18 protein-coding genes and 1 pseudogene are annotated in these 16731 nt (G+C 71.4%); 6 read left to right on the forward strand and 13 right to left on the reverse strand.

Going from position 1 to position 16731, the window contains the following annotated elements:
• Positions 1 to 70: 70 nt before the first annotated feature.
• Positions 71 to 628: pseudogene (locus GKS42_RS26730) on the forward strand (VC0807 family protein); the annotation flags it as partial.
• Positions 629 to 717: 89 nt separating this feature from the next.
• Here the strand turns inward: GKS42_RS26730 and GKS42_RS00490 are convergent.
• Positions 718 to 2073: an MFS transporter gene (locus GKS42_RS00490; protein ID WP_154792051.1), complete on the reverse strand. Its 1356-nt coding sequence runs from the start codon at positions 2071 to 2073 to the stop codon at positions 718 to 720.
• 151 nt (positions 2074 to 2224) lie between these two features.
• On the opposite strand from GKS42_RS00490, the gene GKS42_RS00495 reads away from it, so the two are divergent.
• Positions 2225 to 3130 (forward strand): macrolide 2'-phosphotransferase, encoded by a 906-nt coding sequence (locus tag GKS42_RS00495; protein ID WP_154792052.1) that lies wholly within the window; start codon positions 2225 to 2227, stop codon positions 3128 to 3130.
• A gap of 20 nt (positions 3131 to 3150) precedes the next feature.
• Here the strand turns inward: GKS42_RS00495 and GKS42_RS00500 are convergent, their stop codons facing one another.
• Together GKS42_RS00500 and GKS42_RS00505 are read right to left on the reverse strand one after the other, a co-directional pair.
• On the reverse strand, positions 3151 to 3444 hold the full coding sequence (locus tag GKS42_RS00500; protein ID WP_154792053.1) for a DUF4287 domain-containing protein: 294 nt from the start codon (positions 3442 to 3444) through the stop codon (positions 3151 to 3153).
• 88 nt (positions 3445 to 3532) lie between these two features.
• Complete coding sequence (locus GKS42_RS00505) at positions 3533 to 4189, reverse strand: helix-turn-helix domain-containing protein (RefSeq protein ID WP_154792054.1); 657 nt, start codon at positions 4187 to 4189, stop codon at positions 3533 to 3535.
• Positions 4190 to 4284: 95 nt separating this feature from the next.
• Between GKS42_RS00505 and GKS42_RS00510 the strand changes: the two genes are divergently transcribed.
• Positions 4285 to 5235, forward strand: a complete 951-nt coding sequence (locus GKS42_RS00510) for an oxidoreductase (protein WP_154792055.1) — start codon at positions 4285 to 4287, stop codon at positions 5233 to 5235.
• Positions 5236 to 5239: 4 nt separating this feature from the next.
• Here GKS42_RS00510 and GKS42_RS00515 read toward each other — a convergent pair whose 3' ends face one another.
• From GKS42_RS00515 to GKS42_RS00530, 4 genes are all read right to left on the reverse strand, one after another.
• Entirely contained in the window at positions 5240 to 6352 is a 1113-nt protein-coding gene (locus tag GKS42_RS00515; protein WP_154792056.1) for a hypothetical protein, read from the reverse strand.
• Positions 6349 to 6882, reverse strand: a complete 534-nt coding sequence (locus tag GKS42_RS00520; RefSeq protein WP_154792057.1) for an RNA polymerase sigma factor — start codon at positions 6880 to 6882, stop codon at positions 6349 to 6351. Before GKS42_RS00520 ends, GKS42_RS00515 begins: the two co-directional genes overlap by 4 nt.
• A 105-nt stretch (positions 6883 to 6987) precedes the next feature.
• The gene (locus tag GKS42_RS00525) at positions 6988 to 8028 is read right to left on the reverse strand and encodes an LLM class F420-dependent oxidoreductase (protein ID WP_154792058.1); all 1041 of its coding nucleotides are present in this window, start codon (positions 8026 to 8028) and stop codon (positions 6988 to 6990) included.
• A gap of 65 nt (positions 8029 to 8093) precedes the next feature.
• Positions 8094 to 9044: a hypothetical protein gene (locus GKS42_RS00530; RefSeq protein WP_154792059.1), complete on the reverse strand. Its 951-nt coding sequence runs from the start codon at positions 9042 to 9044 to the stop codon at positions 8094 to 8096.
• Between the two features lie 441 nt (positions 9045 to 9485).
• Between GKS42_RS00530 and GKS42_RS00535 the strand changes: the two genes are divergently transcribed.
• Both GKS42_RS00535 and GKS42_RS00540 read left to right on the forward strand, forming a co-directional pair.
• Positions 9486 to 9854: a hypothetical protein gene (locus GKS42_RS00535; protein WP_154792060.1), complete on the forward strand. Its 369-nt coding sequence runs from the start codon at positions 9486 to 9488 to the stop codon at positions 9852 to 9854.
• A 202-nt stretch (positions 9855 to 10056) separates the two neighbouring features.
• The gene (locus tag GKS42_RS00540; RefSeq protein WP_154792061.1) at positions 10057 to 10266 is read left to right on the forward strand and encodes a hypothetical protein; all 210 of its coding nucleotides are present in this window, start codon (positions 10057 to 10059) and stop codon (positions 10264 to 10266) included.
• 82 nt (positions 10267 to 10348) lie between these two features.
• On the opposite strand, the gene GKS42_RS00545 is transcribed toward GKS42_RS00540, so the two are convergent.
• Positions 10349 to 11230 carry a LysR family transcriptional regulator ArgP gene (locus GKS42_RS00545; RefSeq protein ID WP_154792062.1) on the reverse strand — a complete coding sequence of 294 codons (882 nt, stop codon included), beginning with the start codon at positions 11228 to 11230 and terminating at the stop codon, positions 10349 to 10351.
• A gap of 70 nt (positions 11231 to 11300) precedes the next feature.
• Here GKS42_RS00545 and GKS42_RS00550 point away from each other — a divergent pair, with 70 nt between their 5' ends.
• Complete coding sequence (locus GKS42_RS00550) at positions 11301 to 11900, forward strand: LysE/ArgO family amino acid transporter (protein WP_154792063.1); 600 nt, start codon at positions 11301 to 11303, stop codon at positions 11898 to 11900.
• A gap of 75 nt (positions 11901 to 11975) precedes the next feature.
• On the opposite strand, the gene GKS42_RS00555 is transcribed toward GKS42_RS00550, so the two are convergent.
• The 5 genes from GKS42_RS00555 to GKS42_RS00575 are packed head-to-tail and all read right to left on the reverse strand — an operon-like array spanning position 11976 to position 16731.
• Entirely contained in the window at positions 11976 to 12260 is a 285-nt protein-coding gene (locus GKS42_RS00555) for a hypothetical protein (RefSeq protein ID WP_154792064.1), read from the reverse strand.
• A 15-nt stretch (positions 12261 to 12275) separates the two neighbouring features.
• Positions 12276 to 12542: a carbon storage regulator CsrA gene (gene csrA, locus GKS42_RS00560; protein ID WP_154792065.1), complete on the reverse strand. Its 267-nt coding sequence runs from the start codon at positions 12540 to 12542 to the stop codon at positions 12276 to 12278.
• A gap of 9 nt (positions 12543 to 12551) precedes the next feature.
• Positions 12552 to 13499, reverse strand: a complete 948-nt coding sequence (locus GKS42_RS00565) for a hypothetical protein (protein ID WP_154792066.1) — start codon at positions 13497 to 13499, stop codon at positions 12552 to 12554.
• On the reverse strand, positions 13471 to 15525 hold the full coding sequence (locus GKS42_RS00570) for a flagellar biosynthesis protein FlhA (RefSeq protein ID WP_154792067.1): 2055 nt from the start codon (positions 15523 to 15525) through the stop codon (positions 13471 to 13473). The genes GKS42_RS00565 and GKS42_RS00570 overlap by 29 nt, the downstream gene beginning before the upstream one ends.
• 9 nt (positions 15526 to 15534) lie before the next feature.
• The gene (locus GKS42_RS00575; protein ID WP_154792068.1) at positions 15535 to 16731 is read right to left on the reverse strand and encodes an EscU/YscU/HrcU family type III secretion system export apparatus switch protein; all 1197 of its coding nucleotides are present in this window, start codon (positions 16729 to 16731) and stop codon (positions 15535 to 15537) included.

Below are 16731 nucleotides of genomic sequence, written 5' to 3' on the forward strand. Positions count from 1 at the left end.
CCTCCCGTCGGGTCGGCGGTAGCCGCTCGGCCGCAGCGCGTCGAACCTGCCGCGGACGAGCCTGGAGGGCATGAGGAAGAATCTTCGGCAGCGTCTCGGACGTGCGTCCCGCCTGCTGCTCGACGTGGCCGCGCCGCTCGTGCTCTTCCACGGCCTGCTCGCGCTCGGTGTCGGCGAGCTGCCTGCACTGATCGCAGGCATGGTCCCGCCGGCCGCCAGCTCCGTCGTGAGCCTCGTGCGGGCCCGCACCGTCGACCCGCTCGGGGTGCTCGTCCTGCTCGGGATGGTGGCCGGCTTCGTGGTCGGCGTGGCCACGGACGACCCCCGGCAGCTGCTCGTTCGCAACGCGTGGGTGAGCGCGCCGCTGAGCCTGTGGACGTTCGTGACGCTCGCCCTGCCCCGGCCGATCACGTTCGTGGTGACCCGCGAGGTGCTGCCCGGGATGGCGCCGGTGCTGGACCGGCTCTGGGACGCCGACCCCGCCTTCCGGCGGGCCTGGCGGCAGATCACCGTCCTCTGGGGATCGATGGTGATGCTGGACGCGATCATCCGGATCGTCATGTCCCAGTCGCTGCCGGTGGCGTTGGTGCCGAGCCTGGACGTCGTCCTGACGTTCGTCACCATCGCCGCGCTGCAGGTGCCGACGCATCTGCTGATCCGCCGGACGGGTCACTGGCACGCCGTGTTCGGGAAGCTGTTCAGCCGTCGCGCGCCGGGTCAGGTCTCCTCGAGCGCGACGCCGGTCAGGTCCGGCAGGAACAATGAACCCACCATCGCCACCACGAACGCGACCCCGAACACCCCGAACGCGAGCGGTGAGCCACCGGTGGCGATCAGCACCGGCACGCACAGCGGCGCCACGATCGACGCGATCCGTCCGAAGGCTGCGGCGGCGCCCGCACCCGTGCCGCGCAGCGCCGTCGGGTAGACCTCGGGCGTGACGGCGTACAGGGCACCCCACGCACCGAGGTTGAACGCGGACAACGCCATGCCGGCCGCGATGATCCCGGCGACCGTGTCCGCCTGGCCGAACAGCACCGCGGCGACCGCCGAGCCGGCGAGGAAGGTGGCGAGAGTGGCGCGTCGTCCCCACTTCTCGATCAGGAACGCGGCGAGGGCATACCCCGGGATCTGCGCCAGGGTGATGATCAGCGTGTACTCGAAGGACTTTACGAGCGTGAAGCCCTGCGCCACCAGGAGTGACGGCAGCCAGATGAACGCCCCGTAGTAGGCGAAGTTCACGCCGAACCAGGCCACCCAGAGGGCGAGCGTGCGGCGGCGGAACCGGGCGGTCCAGAGCTCACGCCAGTGCGGCGGGGCAGGTTCGGGCTCTGCGGGCGGCGACGGCACCGCCGCGACGCCCGCGGCCTCCTCGAACCGGCGCACGGCGGTCTCGGCCTCGTCGGTGCGGCCCTTGCGCTCGAGGAACCGGACCGACTCGGGCAGGGCGCGGCGCACGACGAGGGCGTACGCGGCCGGGACCATCCCGATCAGGAACGCCCAGCGCCACCCGTTCTCCAGCGGCACCACGAAGTACCCGATCAGTGCGGCGGCGATCCAGCCCACCGCCCAGAACGCCTCGAGGATCACCACGACCCGGCCGCGGATCTTCCTCGGGGCGTACTCGCTGACCAGGGTGGACGCGACTGGAAGCTCCGAGCCCAGACCCAATCCGACGATGAAGCGCAGCACGATCAGTGCGGCGAGGCCGCCGGCGAGCGCGGACGCGCCGGTGGCGAGGCCGTAGACGAGCAGGGTCAGGGCGAACACCTGCCGGCGGCCGATCCGGTCGGCGAGCAGCCCGCCGACGCTCGCGCCGATCGCCATGCCGACGAACCCGACCGACGCGACCCAGGAGACCTGCGCCTGGCTCAGGTTCCACTCGGTGGCGAGCGCGGCCAGGATGAAGGAGATGAGCCCGACGTCCATGGCGTCAAGGGCCCAGCCGATGCCGGAGCCACCGAGCAGCTTGCCGTGCAGCCGGGTGAACGGGAGCCGGTCCAGACGCTCGGATCGGGTCACGGCTGGTTGGGTGGCTTCGGGTGCGGCCTCGGTGCGGGCTTCGTCGGACATCGGGTCCCTACCGGTCAGGAGCGGGGCGGATCGACCGGAGGATGCCCGGCCCGCGGGCGGCGGCCGCTCGTGCGTTGCCCGCGGGTACACAAGGTACTTCAGTCCTCCCCCGAAGGCGCCGGAGCGCCACGGGCTGTGCCAGGCTGGCCCGATGCCCGCCGACAACCCCACCAGCCCGGCGTCGATCGCGGCGCTCGCAGCCAGGCACGGCCTGACGATCGAACCCGGATCGGTTCGCCTCAACGAGGCCGGGCTGGACTTCCGGGTCGCCTACGCGACCACGCCCGACGGCGTCGCCTGGGTTCTGCGGATCCCGCGCCGCGGCGACATGGCCGCGTCGATCGCCCGCGAGTCCGCGGTCCTGGCGGTGGCGCGGCGGCACCTGCCCGTCGCGGTGCCGGACTGGCGGATCGCGGGCGAGGACCTGATCGCCTACCCGCAGCTGCCCGGCTCGCCCGGCCTCACCCTCGACGACGCCGGGGAGCCGGTGTGGCACATGGACGTGGCGTCGGCGACCTACGCCGTCGAGATCGGACGGCTGCTGGCCGCGCTGCACGCGATCCCCATCGCCGAGGCCGGAGCGGCCGGGATCGAGACGCCCGGCCCGGAGGGGGTCCGGGCCGAGCGTCGCGCGGAGTACGAACGGGTGGCGGCCGAGTTCGCAATCGCCACCGAACTACGCAGCAGGTGGGAGCGGTGGCTCGCCGACGACTCGCTCTGGCCCACCTGGACCGTGTTCAGCCACGGCGAGCTGTACCAGGCTCACGTGCTGCTGGACCCGGACGAGCGGATCACCGGCGTGCTGGACTGGACGACGGGCGGCGTCGGCGACCCGGCCCGTGATCTGATGCTGCAGCAGATGACGGCCCCGCCGGAGACCTTCGACCTCACGCTCGAGACCTACCGGGAGGCGGGCGGGCGGACCTGGCCGCGGCTCGCCGAGCAGTGCACGGAGCTGCACGCGTTCGGGCCCGTCGGGTACGGCCTGTTCGCACTGACCACCGGCCGTCCCGAGCACCGCGAGGCGGCACAGGCGCTGCTCGATCCGCCGGATTAGGCCACCGCGGCCGGGTCCGGTCAGGCCGGTGTGGGCCGCGTCGCCTTCCCGTCCAGCCAGAGGGTGTCGGACGCGTCCCGGTGGGTCCCGGTGGTGTCGACGTGCTTGCTGCTGATCTGCGGCCCGTTCTTGATCACGTGCCACAGGGCCATCGAGTGCCCACGGCCAAGGCCGTAGTCGTCGGCCAGCCAGGTGACGACGTCACCGGCCTTCGAACCCGCGGTGATGCCCTTCGCCTCGGCGATCGCGAGAAGTTCGCGCGGGGTGTGCCCGGTCTTGTCCTCGATGGTGTCGAGGTAGGCCTGGAAGGACATGTGGAACTCCTTGGATCGTCGTGGGAGGACGGCACCGTGCCGACTCAGAGCCTATGGACTCGCGTCCTCGCCACTTCTCATCGGTCCTTCAGACGAGACCCAGTTCCCGTGCCCGCACGCCCGCCTGGAACCGGGACTCCGCGCCGAGGGCGTCCATGAGTTCGGCCACCCTTCGCCGATAGGTCCGCACGCCGAGCCCGAGGATCCTGGCCGCGGACTCGTCCTTGGCCCCCTGCGCGAGGAGGTCGAGCACCCGGGGAGCGAGTTCGCGTACCTCGGCGATCCGGGCGTCGTAGAGAGCGAGATCCGTCGCGGAAACCCAGGCGGCCTCGAACAGTGACGTGACGCCCTGCACCACCTCGGGCTGGGTGATCACGCTGTAGCTGCGCCGGCCGGCCCTGACGTCACCGGCGAGGATCGCGAGCCGCCTGTCGAAGATGATGGTCTCGTTGATGTCCTCGGTGGTGATGCGGATCTGGGCACGGTGCCGGTCCCGGGCCGTGGCCACCTGCTGCGCGGACACCGGGTCGAGCAGCATCCCGGGCCGGAAGATCTTGCGGACCCGGACCTCGCCCCGCCGCGACAGTGCCGCGGTGTCGAGCCACTCCGGCTCCTGCCTCATCGTCCAGGTGCCGAGGTCGTTCGCCGCGCATGCCACGTCGGTCGCCGTCTCGAACAGATGCCTCGTCCGGGCGAGCAACTCCTCCTCGCCGTGTACGAGCGTGACGGCCTCACCGGTCTGCATACACCGATTCTTGCTCGCCGGCAGCATCCTGCCAAGGATCGGCAGCAACCTGCCAGCGGGTCCGAAGCGGGCCGGCGCCGCGCAAGGCTATCTCCATGACCACGAACACCGCAGCCCCGAACACCGCGATCCCGTCCGCCCCACACGCCGCGGCTGCCGGCACCTGGCAGCTGGGCGACCGGACCATCAACCGGATCGGCCTCGGCGCGATGCGCCTCACCGGCATGCCGTGGGACCCGGCGCCCCGGGACCGCGACGGCGCCATCGCCGTGCTGCGCCGCGCCGTCGAGCTCGGCGTGAACCACATCGACACCTCCGCCTTCTACTTCGTCCCGACCCGGTCGGCGAACGAGCTCATCGGCGCCGCCCTGCAGCCCTACCCCGACGACCTCGTGATCACCACCAAGGTCGGCGCGAGCCGTTCGCGAGACGGCGGCTTCGAGCCGTACGCGCGCCCCGAGCAGCTCCGCGGCCAGGTGGAGGAGAACATCCGCGAGCTCGGCCTCGACCACCTCGACGTGGTCAACCTCCGGTGGGGTTCCGGCATGACGACCGAGGCGGGACCGGTCGCCGACCATGTCGGCGCGCTCGCGGAACTGCGCGACGCCGGCCTGATCCGGCACCTCGGTATCTCCAACATCACCGCCGAGCAGCTGACCGAGGCCCTGACGGTCTCCCCGATCGTGTGCGTGCAGAACCAGTACGGCCTGACCAACCGCGCGGACGACGCCCTGCTGACCCTGTGCGGTGAACTCGGGATCGCGTTCGTGCCGTTCTTCGCCGTCGCGGCCGTGGTGCCCGGCACCAGCCCGCACGACGCGGCCGACGAGACCGGAACGGCGCAGATCGCCGCGGTCGCCGCCGCCCACGGCGCCACCGCGGCCCAGGTGCGCCTGGCCTGGACGCTGCACCGCGGCCCGCACGTGCTCGCGATCCCCGGCACCGGCAACGTCGCGCACCTCGAGGAGAACGTGGCGGCGGGCGCGCTCGAGCTGAGCGAGTCCGAGCTCGCGCTGCTCGACGGGATCACCGGCGGGTCGGCCTGACGCGTCAGCCGGCGTCGGCGGCGCCGGGGCACGTGACGCTCCCGCAGGCCGGCAGTGTGTCCGTGTACCGGGAGTCGACCACGAGGTCGTACTCCTCCACGACGTCCGGTGCACCCGGGAGGTCGTTCGCCCAGACGGTCTCCACCTCGAGGACCTTCCCGGTGTCCGGGTCGAGGATCAGGATCGACTCGATCTCGACGCTCTCGCCCTCGTTGTCCTCGAAGCGGGCGGCACCGAACGCGATCCCGTCCCGGCCCTCGCGGTCGGTGACGTGCCCGTAGGACGTGACGTCCCCGGCAAGCGCTATCGCTTCCAGGAAGGTCGCACGGTCCGCCTGGCTGAGTGCGTTCGCCTGGCCGTTGTACGCGTCGATCAGGTAATGACCGGGGAAGCGCTGATGCTGGTCGTTGTTCAGCATGACCGCGTCGTAGATCGACTGCGGTGAGTCCGGCACCTCGGACGGGTACGGGGCACCTTCGCCCGGGGCGAGCAGGATCTCGTGGGTCTCGGGGGTCTCGCCGTCGCGGAGGTACAGCTGCCCGCCGGAGAGATCCGCGGTCCGGTACCAGCGGTAGGACTGGTCCACGATCGGGATCAGGCGGTCGACCTCCCAGTAGCCCTCTGACACCTCCACCTCGTGCATCGCATAGCCGACGTACTGGCGGTGCTCGAAGAAGTACCGTCCTGACTCGGCTGGTGCCGCAGCCGAGCGCAGCTGGTCCGCGAGTTCGCGCAGCCCGGTCGGCCCGTCGACACCGTCCGGCTCCGAGTACGCCAGCATCGGGAGCGCCGCGGCCGGCGGTGTGGTGGTGCCGCCGCCGGGAAGGACGCCCGGCAACACCCCCACAACCCCGAGGACGAGCGCGACCGCCGCACCGATGAGGGCGACCCGGCGACGCCCGGGGTGGCTCCGTCGCACCTTGGGAGCGACGGGTTCCTCCTGGAGTCGCACAACGAGGTCGCTCACGCCGGCGACGGCAGGTGCCCCCGGAGTCGCCCGGTCGTGGTCGAGCACCCACAGCCGGGTGCCCTCGATGGTCTCCGGGTCGGTCGGTGTCGACGCGGTGGCCGGGTCGAGGACGGCGAGTCGGTTCAGGAACGTATCGGTGCTGTTCATGAGAGGGCTCCGTTGGTGACTGGCCGTGTGGGTCGTGCCTCGACGGGCGGCAGCCGGTCGAGGATGTGCAGGAGGTGCCGCCGGGTCCGCATCAGGCGCATCCGGAACGTGCCGACCTGGCAGCCGAGGACCGCTGCGGCCTCGTTGGTGGTCAGCCCGTCCCAGGCCACCAGGGCGAGGACCTCCTGCTCGCCCGCGCTGAGTTTCGCCCAGGCGCGAGCGAGGTCGGTCCGCGTGGCGACACTGCTGGCGAGGTCCTCGGACAGCACTCGGGGTTGTGCCGCGAGCCGTACCTGCAGGGCGTGCCACCGGCCCGACGAGCGCATGCTGCGGAGCATGAGGTTGCGGGCGATCCCGAAGAGCCACGGCCGTGGCTCGCCGGGTACGTCGTCGAGGCGCCGCCAGGCCACCAGGAAGGTCTCGGCCACGATGTCCTCGACCTGCGCCGGTGGCATCCGTCGGCGGACGAACCTCTCCAGGTCGGGCCGATGCGCCTCGTAGAGACGATCGAACCGGTCTTCGTCGGTCATCCGGCGGCCCACCTCACCCTTGGGGACGAAACCCTGCTGTCACCTCTACCTCCCCGGGACGAGCCCGTCCGTCACATCGCAATCGGATGCTGCGCCATCGCGCGGTCAGTCCCCAGTGAGTCCCAGCACCTCGGCCAACGCGGGTAGCAGCCGTGGATCGGTCTGCAGGATCAGCGTGGTGACCACGCTCGACTCCCAGGCCGCCAGCTGCTCGCGGATCGCGGCGGGCGGGCCCACCAGCGCAACGTCGAGGACCAGCTCGAGCGGGATCGCGGCCGCGGCGCCGGCCTTGTCCCCGGCTGCGTACCGGCGCTGCACCTCCGCGCACTCCTGCGTGTAGCCGAGCCGCTCGATCGCGTCCCGGTGGAAGTTCGTGGTCGCCGAGCCCATCCCGCCGATGTAGAGGGCCAGGTGCGGGCGGATGTGGTCCGCGGCGCTCTCGAGGTCACGTCCGAGGGCCACCGGCACGCTCGCGCACACCTCGAAGGACTCCGACGGCGTCAGCTCGGGTGAGCGGGCCGCGAACCCGTCCGCGAGGTGCTCGCGGTAGGTCGCGTCCAGCTTCGGTGACACGAACGCGGGCAGCCAGCCATCAGCGACCTCCGCGGCGAGCGCGGTGTTCCTCGGCCCCTGTGCGGCGAGGTGGATCGGCAGATCGGCTCGCAACGGGTGGACCGTGGACCGCAGCGCCTTGCCCTGCCCGGTTCCGCCGTCGACCGGCAGTCGGTAGTGCGTACCGGCGTAGGTGACCGGGCCCTCCCGGCGCAGCACCTGCCGGACGATGTCCAGGTACTCCCGGGTGCGGGCGAGCGGCTTGGGGTACGGCTGGCCGTACCAACCCTCCACGACCTGCGGTCCGGATGCGCCGATGCCGAGCACGAACCGGCCGCCGGAGAGGTGGTCCATGGTCAGCGCCGCCATCGCCGTCGCCGTCGGGGTGCGGGCGGACATCTGCATGATGCCGGTCCCGAGCCGGACCCTGCTCGTCGCTGCGCCCCACCAGGCGAGCGGGGTCAATGCGTCCGAGCCGTAGGACTCGGCCGTCCAGACGGAGTCGAAGCCGAACCTGTCGGCGGCAAGGACCGCTTCGGCGGCTCCGGCCGGCGGTCCGGCGGCCCAGTACCCGGTGTGGAATCCGTAGCGCATGACCGCCATCCTGCCGCACGGCGATCGGCGAGCGGGCGCGTCGACCTCAGCGGGCCGTCACCGGGTCAGAGGATGTCGACGCCGATCAGCCGCCAGGACTCCTCCGCTGTGACGAGCGGGAAGTCGGGGCTGGCCGGGCGGGGTGGCACCGGTGAGGCGACGAACGCGACCGGGTCGGCCGAGGACGGCGCCCAGACCGACCGGATCGGGAGCTCCACCTCCAGGACCACCTGACCGCGACGCCCGAGCTTGAGACCCTCCTGGGTGGCCTCCCAGCGGGACATCGTCCAGCGGGCCAGTGGCGTGAACACGAGATGGTGCTGTGCGTGCCGGAGTGGGTTGTGGTCGCCGTTGGCCAACATCTGCCGGCCCTCGGCCAGCGCCCACTCCGCTGCGGGGCCGGTCAGGGTGATCGTCCGGTACAGGACGATCCGATCGATCCGAGCGCGGGTCGCCTGGAGCTGGACCTGGTCGCGCCAGTGCCACAGCAGGTCAAGGGTGAGCAGCTCGAGCGAGGGCACCTCCTCGCGCAGCCGGAGGGCATCGATCCGGGCCACTCGAGCCGCAGGGGCCTCGTCGAGGAACAGCGTGTGGAAGCCGCGACGACGACGAAGCAGGCTGCCCACGCACTCCTGCAGGAACTGACCGAGGGCTCCGGTGCGCAGCAGGCGCTCGGAGCGGACCGCGTTACCGAGGTGATGGGCGAACTTGTGCAGGAGCGGCGACCGGTAGGCCGCGGGCCCGTCGTACCAGCGGTCGAACCACGGGAACGCCGAGTGGATCAGGTCCGGCTCACGATCGTGCGCGGCGATGAGCTCCTGCTCCACGGCGCCGGCCCAGGCGGGCACCTGGCTGTGCGGCCGCAACTGGCCGAGGGTGTGCTCGAGCTGGATGCCGGCCATCTCGAAGATCGACTGCTGGGTGTCGATGGGCGCGACGGCGGGCATCGTGTCGTCGGTGAGGTCGCCGATGGAGAGCGCGGCAGCGAGAATGGCTTGCCTGCGACGATCGGTCATCGGAGAACCCTCGAACGAGAAGAAGTGCGTGGAGGGGGACAGGGCGTCAACGATCGATGTACCGGACACGTGGTGCGCGGACCAGCGTCGTTCCCCCGAACCGACTGGCCATACACCATCTGCCAGCGACATAGTAGCGGCCCGGCGCCCTTCTGTGTGGAGTCCGCGTATGACGTCTGCCACACGCGCCTGCCCGCGCCGCGCGGGGCCGGCGGTGGTCTGACGCCACGTCAGACGTCGCGAGCCCGGAGTTCGTCGGCCGCGACGTGACTTTGCCCTGGAATGACAGGAGTTCGGGGCGGACCCGATGACCAGAACGCGATTCGTTTGTCTAGTCATCCGTGGGGACGATAGAGTACTGGGTGCGGATAACGCCGCCCTCGGTTCGCGCCGGGGGTGCGTCAGGTACACCAGCAACGGGCCCAGGTGAAGGCGCAGTTCATGAATGAGACGCCAGCGGCGGATGCCGCGACGATAGAGGCCCTTCCGGGCGAGTTCGAGCAGTTGCCGATGCGCTACGGCGGCGCTCCCATCGCGCCCGATGAAGCGCTCGCGGTCGCCAGACGGATCGCCCGGGTACAGCTGTCCCACGGGCGCAAGGGCGCCACGGTGCCGGACGAGCTGCCACCCGCGGATGCCCTCCTCGTGCCGTGGGCGTGCCGGCTGCCCCCGCGGCTGCTCGCGTTCGTGCGGGCCAAGGCGGACATGGAGGGCGTGACCGTCACCGACGTGGTCACCCAGGCCCTGCAGGCGTACGCCAACTCCTCGCCCGGCGCACAGGTCGCGTACAAGGCGCCGCGCCAGCGCTGACCTCACCGGCGACCAGCCCGTGCAGAACCCCAGAGCCCCCGCATCGACACCGGTGCGGGGGCTGTTCTGTGACCGGTGGGCAGAAGGTCACAGAACGGTCACAGAAAGTATTGCGGGTTGTTGACGGTTCGAGTCGGTTCCGGCGAATGTGTGTCTTGCGCGGCCGGGGAGGGCCGCCTGTCATGGCCTGGAGGGTGGAAGGATGTCTGTAGTTGCGGAGGTGTGTGATCGTGCCGATCGGCGGGTCACGCAGTCACCGGCGGTTGCCGAAGCGGTCGAGCTCGAGGACTGGCTCGCCGGACTCGCGGGGGACGCGCGATTGTTCGGAGCCGATGCCCTCGGTTCTTTGGAGTTCGATGGTCCGGTGCAGGGCTTCGCCGCGGACCTGATCGCCTGGCACGGCGCGTTCTGATCGCCAGCCCCGGCTTGCGGACCGTTGCGCGGGAACGAGCTGTCGTGTCTCACCCGCGTGTCGCCGCCGGAGTTTCGCGGAATCAGCGCAGCAGCGCCTGCGCCGCCTCGTGGAGCGTTTCGCCGACCTCGCGGAGCACGGCAGAGGATCGGCGCCATTGCTGCCAATACAGTGGGACGTCGGCGACGGCGCGCTCGCTCAGGTGGACCAGGTCACCGACGCGTACCTCCTCACGGCACTCGATCTCGGGCACCATGCCCCACCCCATGCCGAGCCGGATGGCATCAGCGAACTCGGCGGACGCGGGCACGTAGTGCGTCGGCGGCTCGACCTGCGTCGGCGTGAGGCGCCGCAGGCACCGTCGCTGCAGGTTGTCCTTGCGGTCGTAGCTCACGCTCGGGGCGGCCGCGAGCGACGTGGAGTCGATCCCGCCGCTGAACCACCGTTCGGCGTACGCGGGCTCGCACACCGCGAGATAGCGCATCACTCCGAGTTGCTCGACCGAGCAACCGGGGACCGGGTCGGCCTCGGCTGTCACCGCACCGGACGCAGCGCCCTCGCGCAGCAGCGTCAGCGAGTGCTCCTCGTCCTCGCGCAGGATCTCGAGGTACACGCGGTCGACCAGCCCGGCCAGCGGCGGCAGCGCCCAGGTGTGCAGCGAGTCGGAGTTGACCACGATCGTGAGTGGTTCCGGCCCGGTCGTCTCCGGAGACAGTTCGGCCTGCAGGTCCACGGTCAGCTGCTCGAGCTGCCGCGCGAATCGCAGCACCGCGAGACCGGCGTCGGTCAGTTCGATCGGTCGGGTGCGGTGCAGCACGGGCCGCCCCAGCTCGGCCTCGAGCGCGCGGACCCGTTGGCTGACGGCTGATGGTGTCACGTGCAGCGCCCTGGCAGCGCCTTCGAGCGTGCCCGCCTCAGCGATCGCGATGATCGTTCGGGCTGCTTCGGCGGTCATCGCTCTCATGAAGGACATCTTATGTAGCAGCAGGAACGTGAACTGTCCTTCTGAACCATGCCAGGCTTAGCGTGCTCGCGTGCTACCTCTGTTGTCCGGCCTCGCTGCCGGTCTCTCCCTCATCATCGCGATCGGTGCTCAGAACGCCTTCGTGCTCCGACAGGGTCTGGCGCGCCGCCACGTCCTTCTCGTGATCGCGGTGTGCGCTGCCTCCGATGCCGTGCTGATCGCGGCCGGGGTGGCCGGTCTGGGTGCCCTCGTGACCCACGCGCCGGTGGCGCTGGAGATCGTCCGTTGGGGCGGCGCGGCGTTCCTCATCGGATACGGCATCCGCGCGGCGCTACGCGCGTGGCGGGGCGAGTCGATGCGGGAACAGGGGGAGGGCCGCGCCCCGGGTTGGGCCGGCGTACTGGCTACCGCACTCGCGCTCACCTGGCTCAACCCGCACGTCTACCTCGACACCGTGGTGCTCCTCGGCTCGATGTCCGCCACGCACGGTGACGACCGCTGGTGGTTCGCGCTCGGCGCGATGACCGGATCCGTGCTGTGGTTCACCGCGCTCGGCCTCGGCGCGCGGCTGCTCGTCCCGTTGTTCCGACGGCGGAGCTCATGGCGTGTTCTCGATGCCGTCATCGCGCTCATGATGTTCGCACTGGCTGCCCAACTCCTGCTTCGCTGACGAACCGGCGCCCGGGCGGCGCCGGCCACCAGCGAGTTCTCCAACGAGGCTGCCCTGCACGGCCTGGTGGCCGGCTCAGCCCACCCGCGCCGTGGCCTGGGCCGGCGGCAGCACGGACTCTCGCCACCACCGCCACTCCGGCTCGTACGCCAGCGGGTGTCCGGGTTCGATACCGTCGGCGCGATCGGCAGCCTTGTGCTCCGCATCCACGATGTCCGCCAGGAGCTCCTTCTGCGCCAGCGTCAGGCCCTGCACGTCGTAGGGGTCCAGCCCGACCGCCATCGCGGCGATGAGCGCCTGGAGCGCGCTGCGCTGGTTCAGGCCCGCACTGGGCCCGGGCCGCGGTACGAAGTGTGCCATGTCCACCCTGTTCGTCTAGACGTCGTCTGGAGGTTCTGTGCTGCCTGCCGTACTCGCGGGTGCGAGCAGGGCGCGGATCCGGTCCTCATCTGCCGCGGAGGCGTGTGCTGCGGAGAGGTTGGCGGCCGAGACGGCCTCGAGTACCTCGACGCGGTGGACCGTCACGGACCGTGGCGCATCGATGCCGATCCGGACGTCGCCGCCGCGCACCTCGATGAGCGTGATCGTGATGTCGTTGCCGATGACGATCTGCTCGCCGGCCTTCCGCGTGAGTACAAGCACGTGGTCACCCTACTCCAATGTATAGACACTGGCGAGCCCCTTCGGGGAATCGGACAAGGCTGCGCCGTCCACCCAGCCGATCGGCACGTCGAGTCGGGTGACCGTCTCCGGGGTGGCGGTGGCGCCCGCCCCCTCCACGGCGACGGCGTCGACCACCATGGCCGCGCGTACGTCCCGCACGTACCGGTCGGTGTCGTCCGCCTTGCGGCCGGCGTCGACCACCAGCCACACCTGATCTGCGGCGAGGGCGCGGACCGTCGTCGCCTGGGCCTCCGGTTCGGTGCCATGGTGTCCCAGGCCGACCACGATCACCGCGGCATGGCCGCCCTCCACCCCCGCGGCGCGCGCCCGGGTCGCGCGGTTGCGTGCCTCCAGCGGCTGGACCGGCTCCCGGTCGAAACTTCCCGAACGGAGCAGATCGGAGGCGTCGAGCCCGAGTGCGCCGAGCATGGTGGCGCCGACCTCGAGCGCCGCTCGCTCCGGCCCGACCACCAGCACCAGGTCCCCGGGTCCGCGTAGCAGCCGCGGCGCCGCCGGTGGGCCGGGCGTGCCGACCGGGCCGATCGGGCCGATCGTGCCGACCGGCCCGTCGGAGTCGACCTCGTCGGGCGGACCCACGGGGTCGAGTGGCACGGCCTCATCCTCGGCCTCCTGGGTGAGGGCGTCGAGGAGATCTGCGAACCGCCGCGACTCGGTCGACAGCGGCGCCCCTCGCATCGACTCATCCTCGGCCTCGGCCGAGGCGAGCAACGCGGCCAGGCCACCGGCCTGCGGACCGGACCGGACGCCGTCGGGCAGTTCCAGGACCAGCTCGAAGTGCTGCCGGGCGAGGAAGCCCGCGATGCCGCCCACCCGAACCCGTTCCGCGGACACGATCCGGGCTCGCGGGAACTGACGCCGGGCCTGCAGCCGCAGGTCCTCGAGGCTCTCACCCTCCAGCCGTAAGCGTCGCTGCACCACGCACCACCCCCACGGTCTCGATCGCCACGGACGCCGACGTCACCTCGCCGTAGGACAGGACCGCCGCCTTCGGTGTCCGGGCCGCGACCAGGCGGCGCACGGCGGGACGCAACTGAGGTGCGCACACGAGCACGGCCTCGGTCCCGGTTGCCTCCAGCGCTGTCATCTCCGTGCCGACGGACGTGAGCGCGGCCTCGATCTGGACGGGGTCGAGCAGGATCTGGCTGCCGTCCTCACCGGGACGCAGCCCTTCCAGCATCGCCTGCTCAAGGCTCGGGTCGATGGTGACGACCCGCAGGACCCCGTCGGCGGTGTGCCGGGCCACCAGCGCGGGGGCGACGGCGGCCCGCGCCGCCTCGACCAGCTGCTCCGGGTCGGTGCTCGCCCTGGCGCGCAGCGTCAGCGCTTCGAGGATCCGGGGGAGGTCGTTGATCGGTGCCTGCTCGACGAGCAGCCCCTGCAGGACCTGCTGCACCTGCGCCAGGGACAGCACGCCCGGGACGAGCTCGTCGACCGCCGACGGGCTGACCGTGCGGACGGAGTCGACCAGGACCCGGACGTCCTCGCGGGTGAGCAACCGGTCCGCGTGGGCCGTGACGAGCGCGGACAGGTGGGTGACCAGCACCGAGACCCGGTCGATGACGGTGGCTCCGGCCAGCTCGGCGGCGTGCTGCAGCTCGACGGGGATCCACTTGCCGGCGAGCCCGAACACCGGCTCGACGATCGGGGTACCCGGCAGCGAGCCGAGATCCTCCCCGAGGGCGAGCACCTTCCCGGCCGGGGCGTGCCCGCGGCCCACCTCGACCCCGGCGATCCGGACCACGTAGGTGGCGGCCGGAAGCTCGAGGCTGTCCCGGGTGCGGACCGGTGGGATCACGACGCCGAGCTCCATCGCGATCTTGCGGCGCAGCGCCCGGACCCGGGCGAGCAGGTCGTCGGCGCTGCCGGACACGAGGTCCACCAGGTCGGGGGCCAGCATGATCTCCAGGGCGTGCACCCGCATCGCCTCGATCAGGTCCTCGGTCTCGTCCCTGGGTGCACCCTGCGTCACGGCCTCGGCCCGCGTGGACTCGCGGGTGGTCGCCTCCTCCCGGGCCTTGATCCGCTGGGCGGCGAGCAGCAGCACGCCGCCGATGAGGACGAACGGGAGCTTCGGCATGCCCGGGATGATCGCCAACGCGATGGCGGCGCCGCCGGCGATCATCAGGGCCGAGCGCGACTGCGTGAGCTGGGCGCCGGCGGCGGTGCCCATGTCGGTCTCGGCGTTCGAACGGGTCACGATGAGGCCGGTCGCGACCGCCATCAGCAGGGCCGGGATCTGGGAGACCAGGCCGTCGCCGATGGTGAGCAGCGAGTACGTCTGGAGGGCGTCCGTCGCGGACATGCCGCGCTGCAGCATGCCCATCGCGAAGCCACCGATGAGGTTGATGAAGATGATGATGATGCCGGCGATGGCGTCGCCCTTGACGAACTTGGACCCGCCGTCCATGGCCCCGTAGAAGTCCGCCTCCGCGGCCACCTCGCTGCGCCTGGCGCGCGCCTGCTCGTCCGTGATCAGCCCGGCGTTCAGGTCCGCGTCGATCGCCATCTGCTTGCCGGGCATCGCATCGAGGGTGAACCGGGCGCCGACCTCGGCGACCCGTTCGGCGCCCTTGGTGATCACCACGAACTGGATGACGACGAGGATGCAGAAGATGACCGCGCCGATGATCATCGAGCCGCCGACCACGATGTGGCCGAACGTCTCGATGATCGCCCCCGCGTAGCCGTCCCGCAGGACGAGCCGGGTGGAGGCGACGTTCAGGCCGAGCCGGAGCAGCGTCGCCACGAGCAGCAGGGACGGGAACACCGAGAAGTCCAGGGGCTTCTTCGCGTACATCGCGATGAGCAGGATCACCAGGGCCCCGATGATGTTCACCACGAACAGCACGTCCAGGAGGGCCGCCGGCACGGGGACGACGAGCAGGAGCACGATCGCCACGACGAAGATCGGGACGACCAGGCGGGCGTAGTTGCGGTTCATCGCGCTCTCCTAGGCGGGTAGTGACTGGCTGGGGGCGACCGGGCTGCGGGTCGGCGGGACGGTTCGGGTGGTTCGGCCCGGCGGAGTGGCCGCCGGTGGCCGGGTGGGCGACGCGGGCCGCCCCGCCGGCACCGTGTGGACGGCGCCGGGTGGCGCCGAACCCCGCCGCTTCAGGGCCATCACGAATGCGAGGATCGCGGCCACGGAGTCGTACAGCTCGACCGGGATCTCCTCACCGAGGCGGCACGCGGCGTGCAGCGCACGGGCGAGCGGGACGTCCGCGACCAGGGGGACGCCGTCGGCCACGGCCCGCTCCCGGATCCGGGTGGCGACGTGGCCCGAGCCCTTGGCGACGACCCGCGGCGCCGACCGGCCGGGCTCGTAGCGCAGCGCGACCGCGACGTGGGTGGGGTTCACGAGCACCACGTCGGCGTCCGCGATGGCGGCGATCATCCGGTTCCGCGACGTGGCGAGCTGCCGGGACCGGATCGCGCCCTTGATCAGCGGATCGCCGTCGCTCTGCTTGTTCTCGTCCTTGACCTCACGCTTGGTCATCCGGGTCTTCTTCCGGTTGCGCCGGATGATGATGAAGACGTCGAGGGCGGCCAGGACCAGGCCGGCGGCCACCGCCGCCCGCAGCAGCGAGGTGACCCCACCGCCGGCCGCGCCGAGCAGCGCGGACAGGGAGAGCCCGCCGGAGGACAGCAGCACCGGCATCAGGGACTGCACCGCGCCGACCAGGACCACCGCGACGACCGCCGTCTTCAGCGCCGCCTTCACGCCGTTCCACAACGCCTGCGGACCGAAGGTGCGCTTGAGACCGGCGATCGGGTCGAGGGACTGTGCCGACACCTTGAACTTCTTCCGGTGGATCCCACCCTGCCCGACGGCGCCCGCCACCGCCGCGATGATGGTCGCCGCGAGGACGGGCACGAGGGTCGGCAGCACCGTGCCCAGTCCTTCGCTCAGGGCCGCCACGGCGACGGCGGGATCGGGTGTTGCGATGACGCGCTCGACGGCCGCCATCTGCTCCCGGGCGGCCTCGGTGCCAAGGGTGAGCGTCCAGGGCAGCACCAGGGCGCCGGCGCCGATGCCCAGCCACGCGGACAGGTCCTGGGACTTGGCGAGGGAGCCGTCACCGCGGACCTCCTTCATCCGCTTGTCGGTGGCCTTCTCCGACCGTTCCTGCCCACCGGACTCGGCCAT

The organism is Occultella kanbiaonis (assembly GCF_009708215.1).
GTDB lineage: Bacteria > Actinomycetota > Actinomycetes > Actinomycetales > Beutenbergiaceae > Occultella > Occultella kanbiaonis.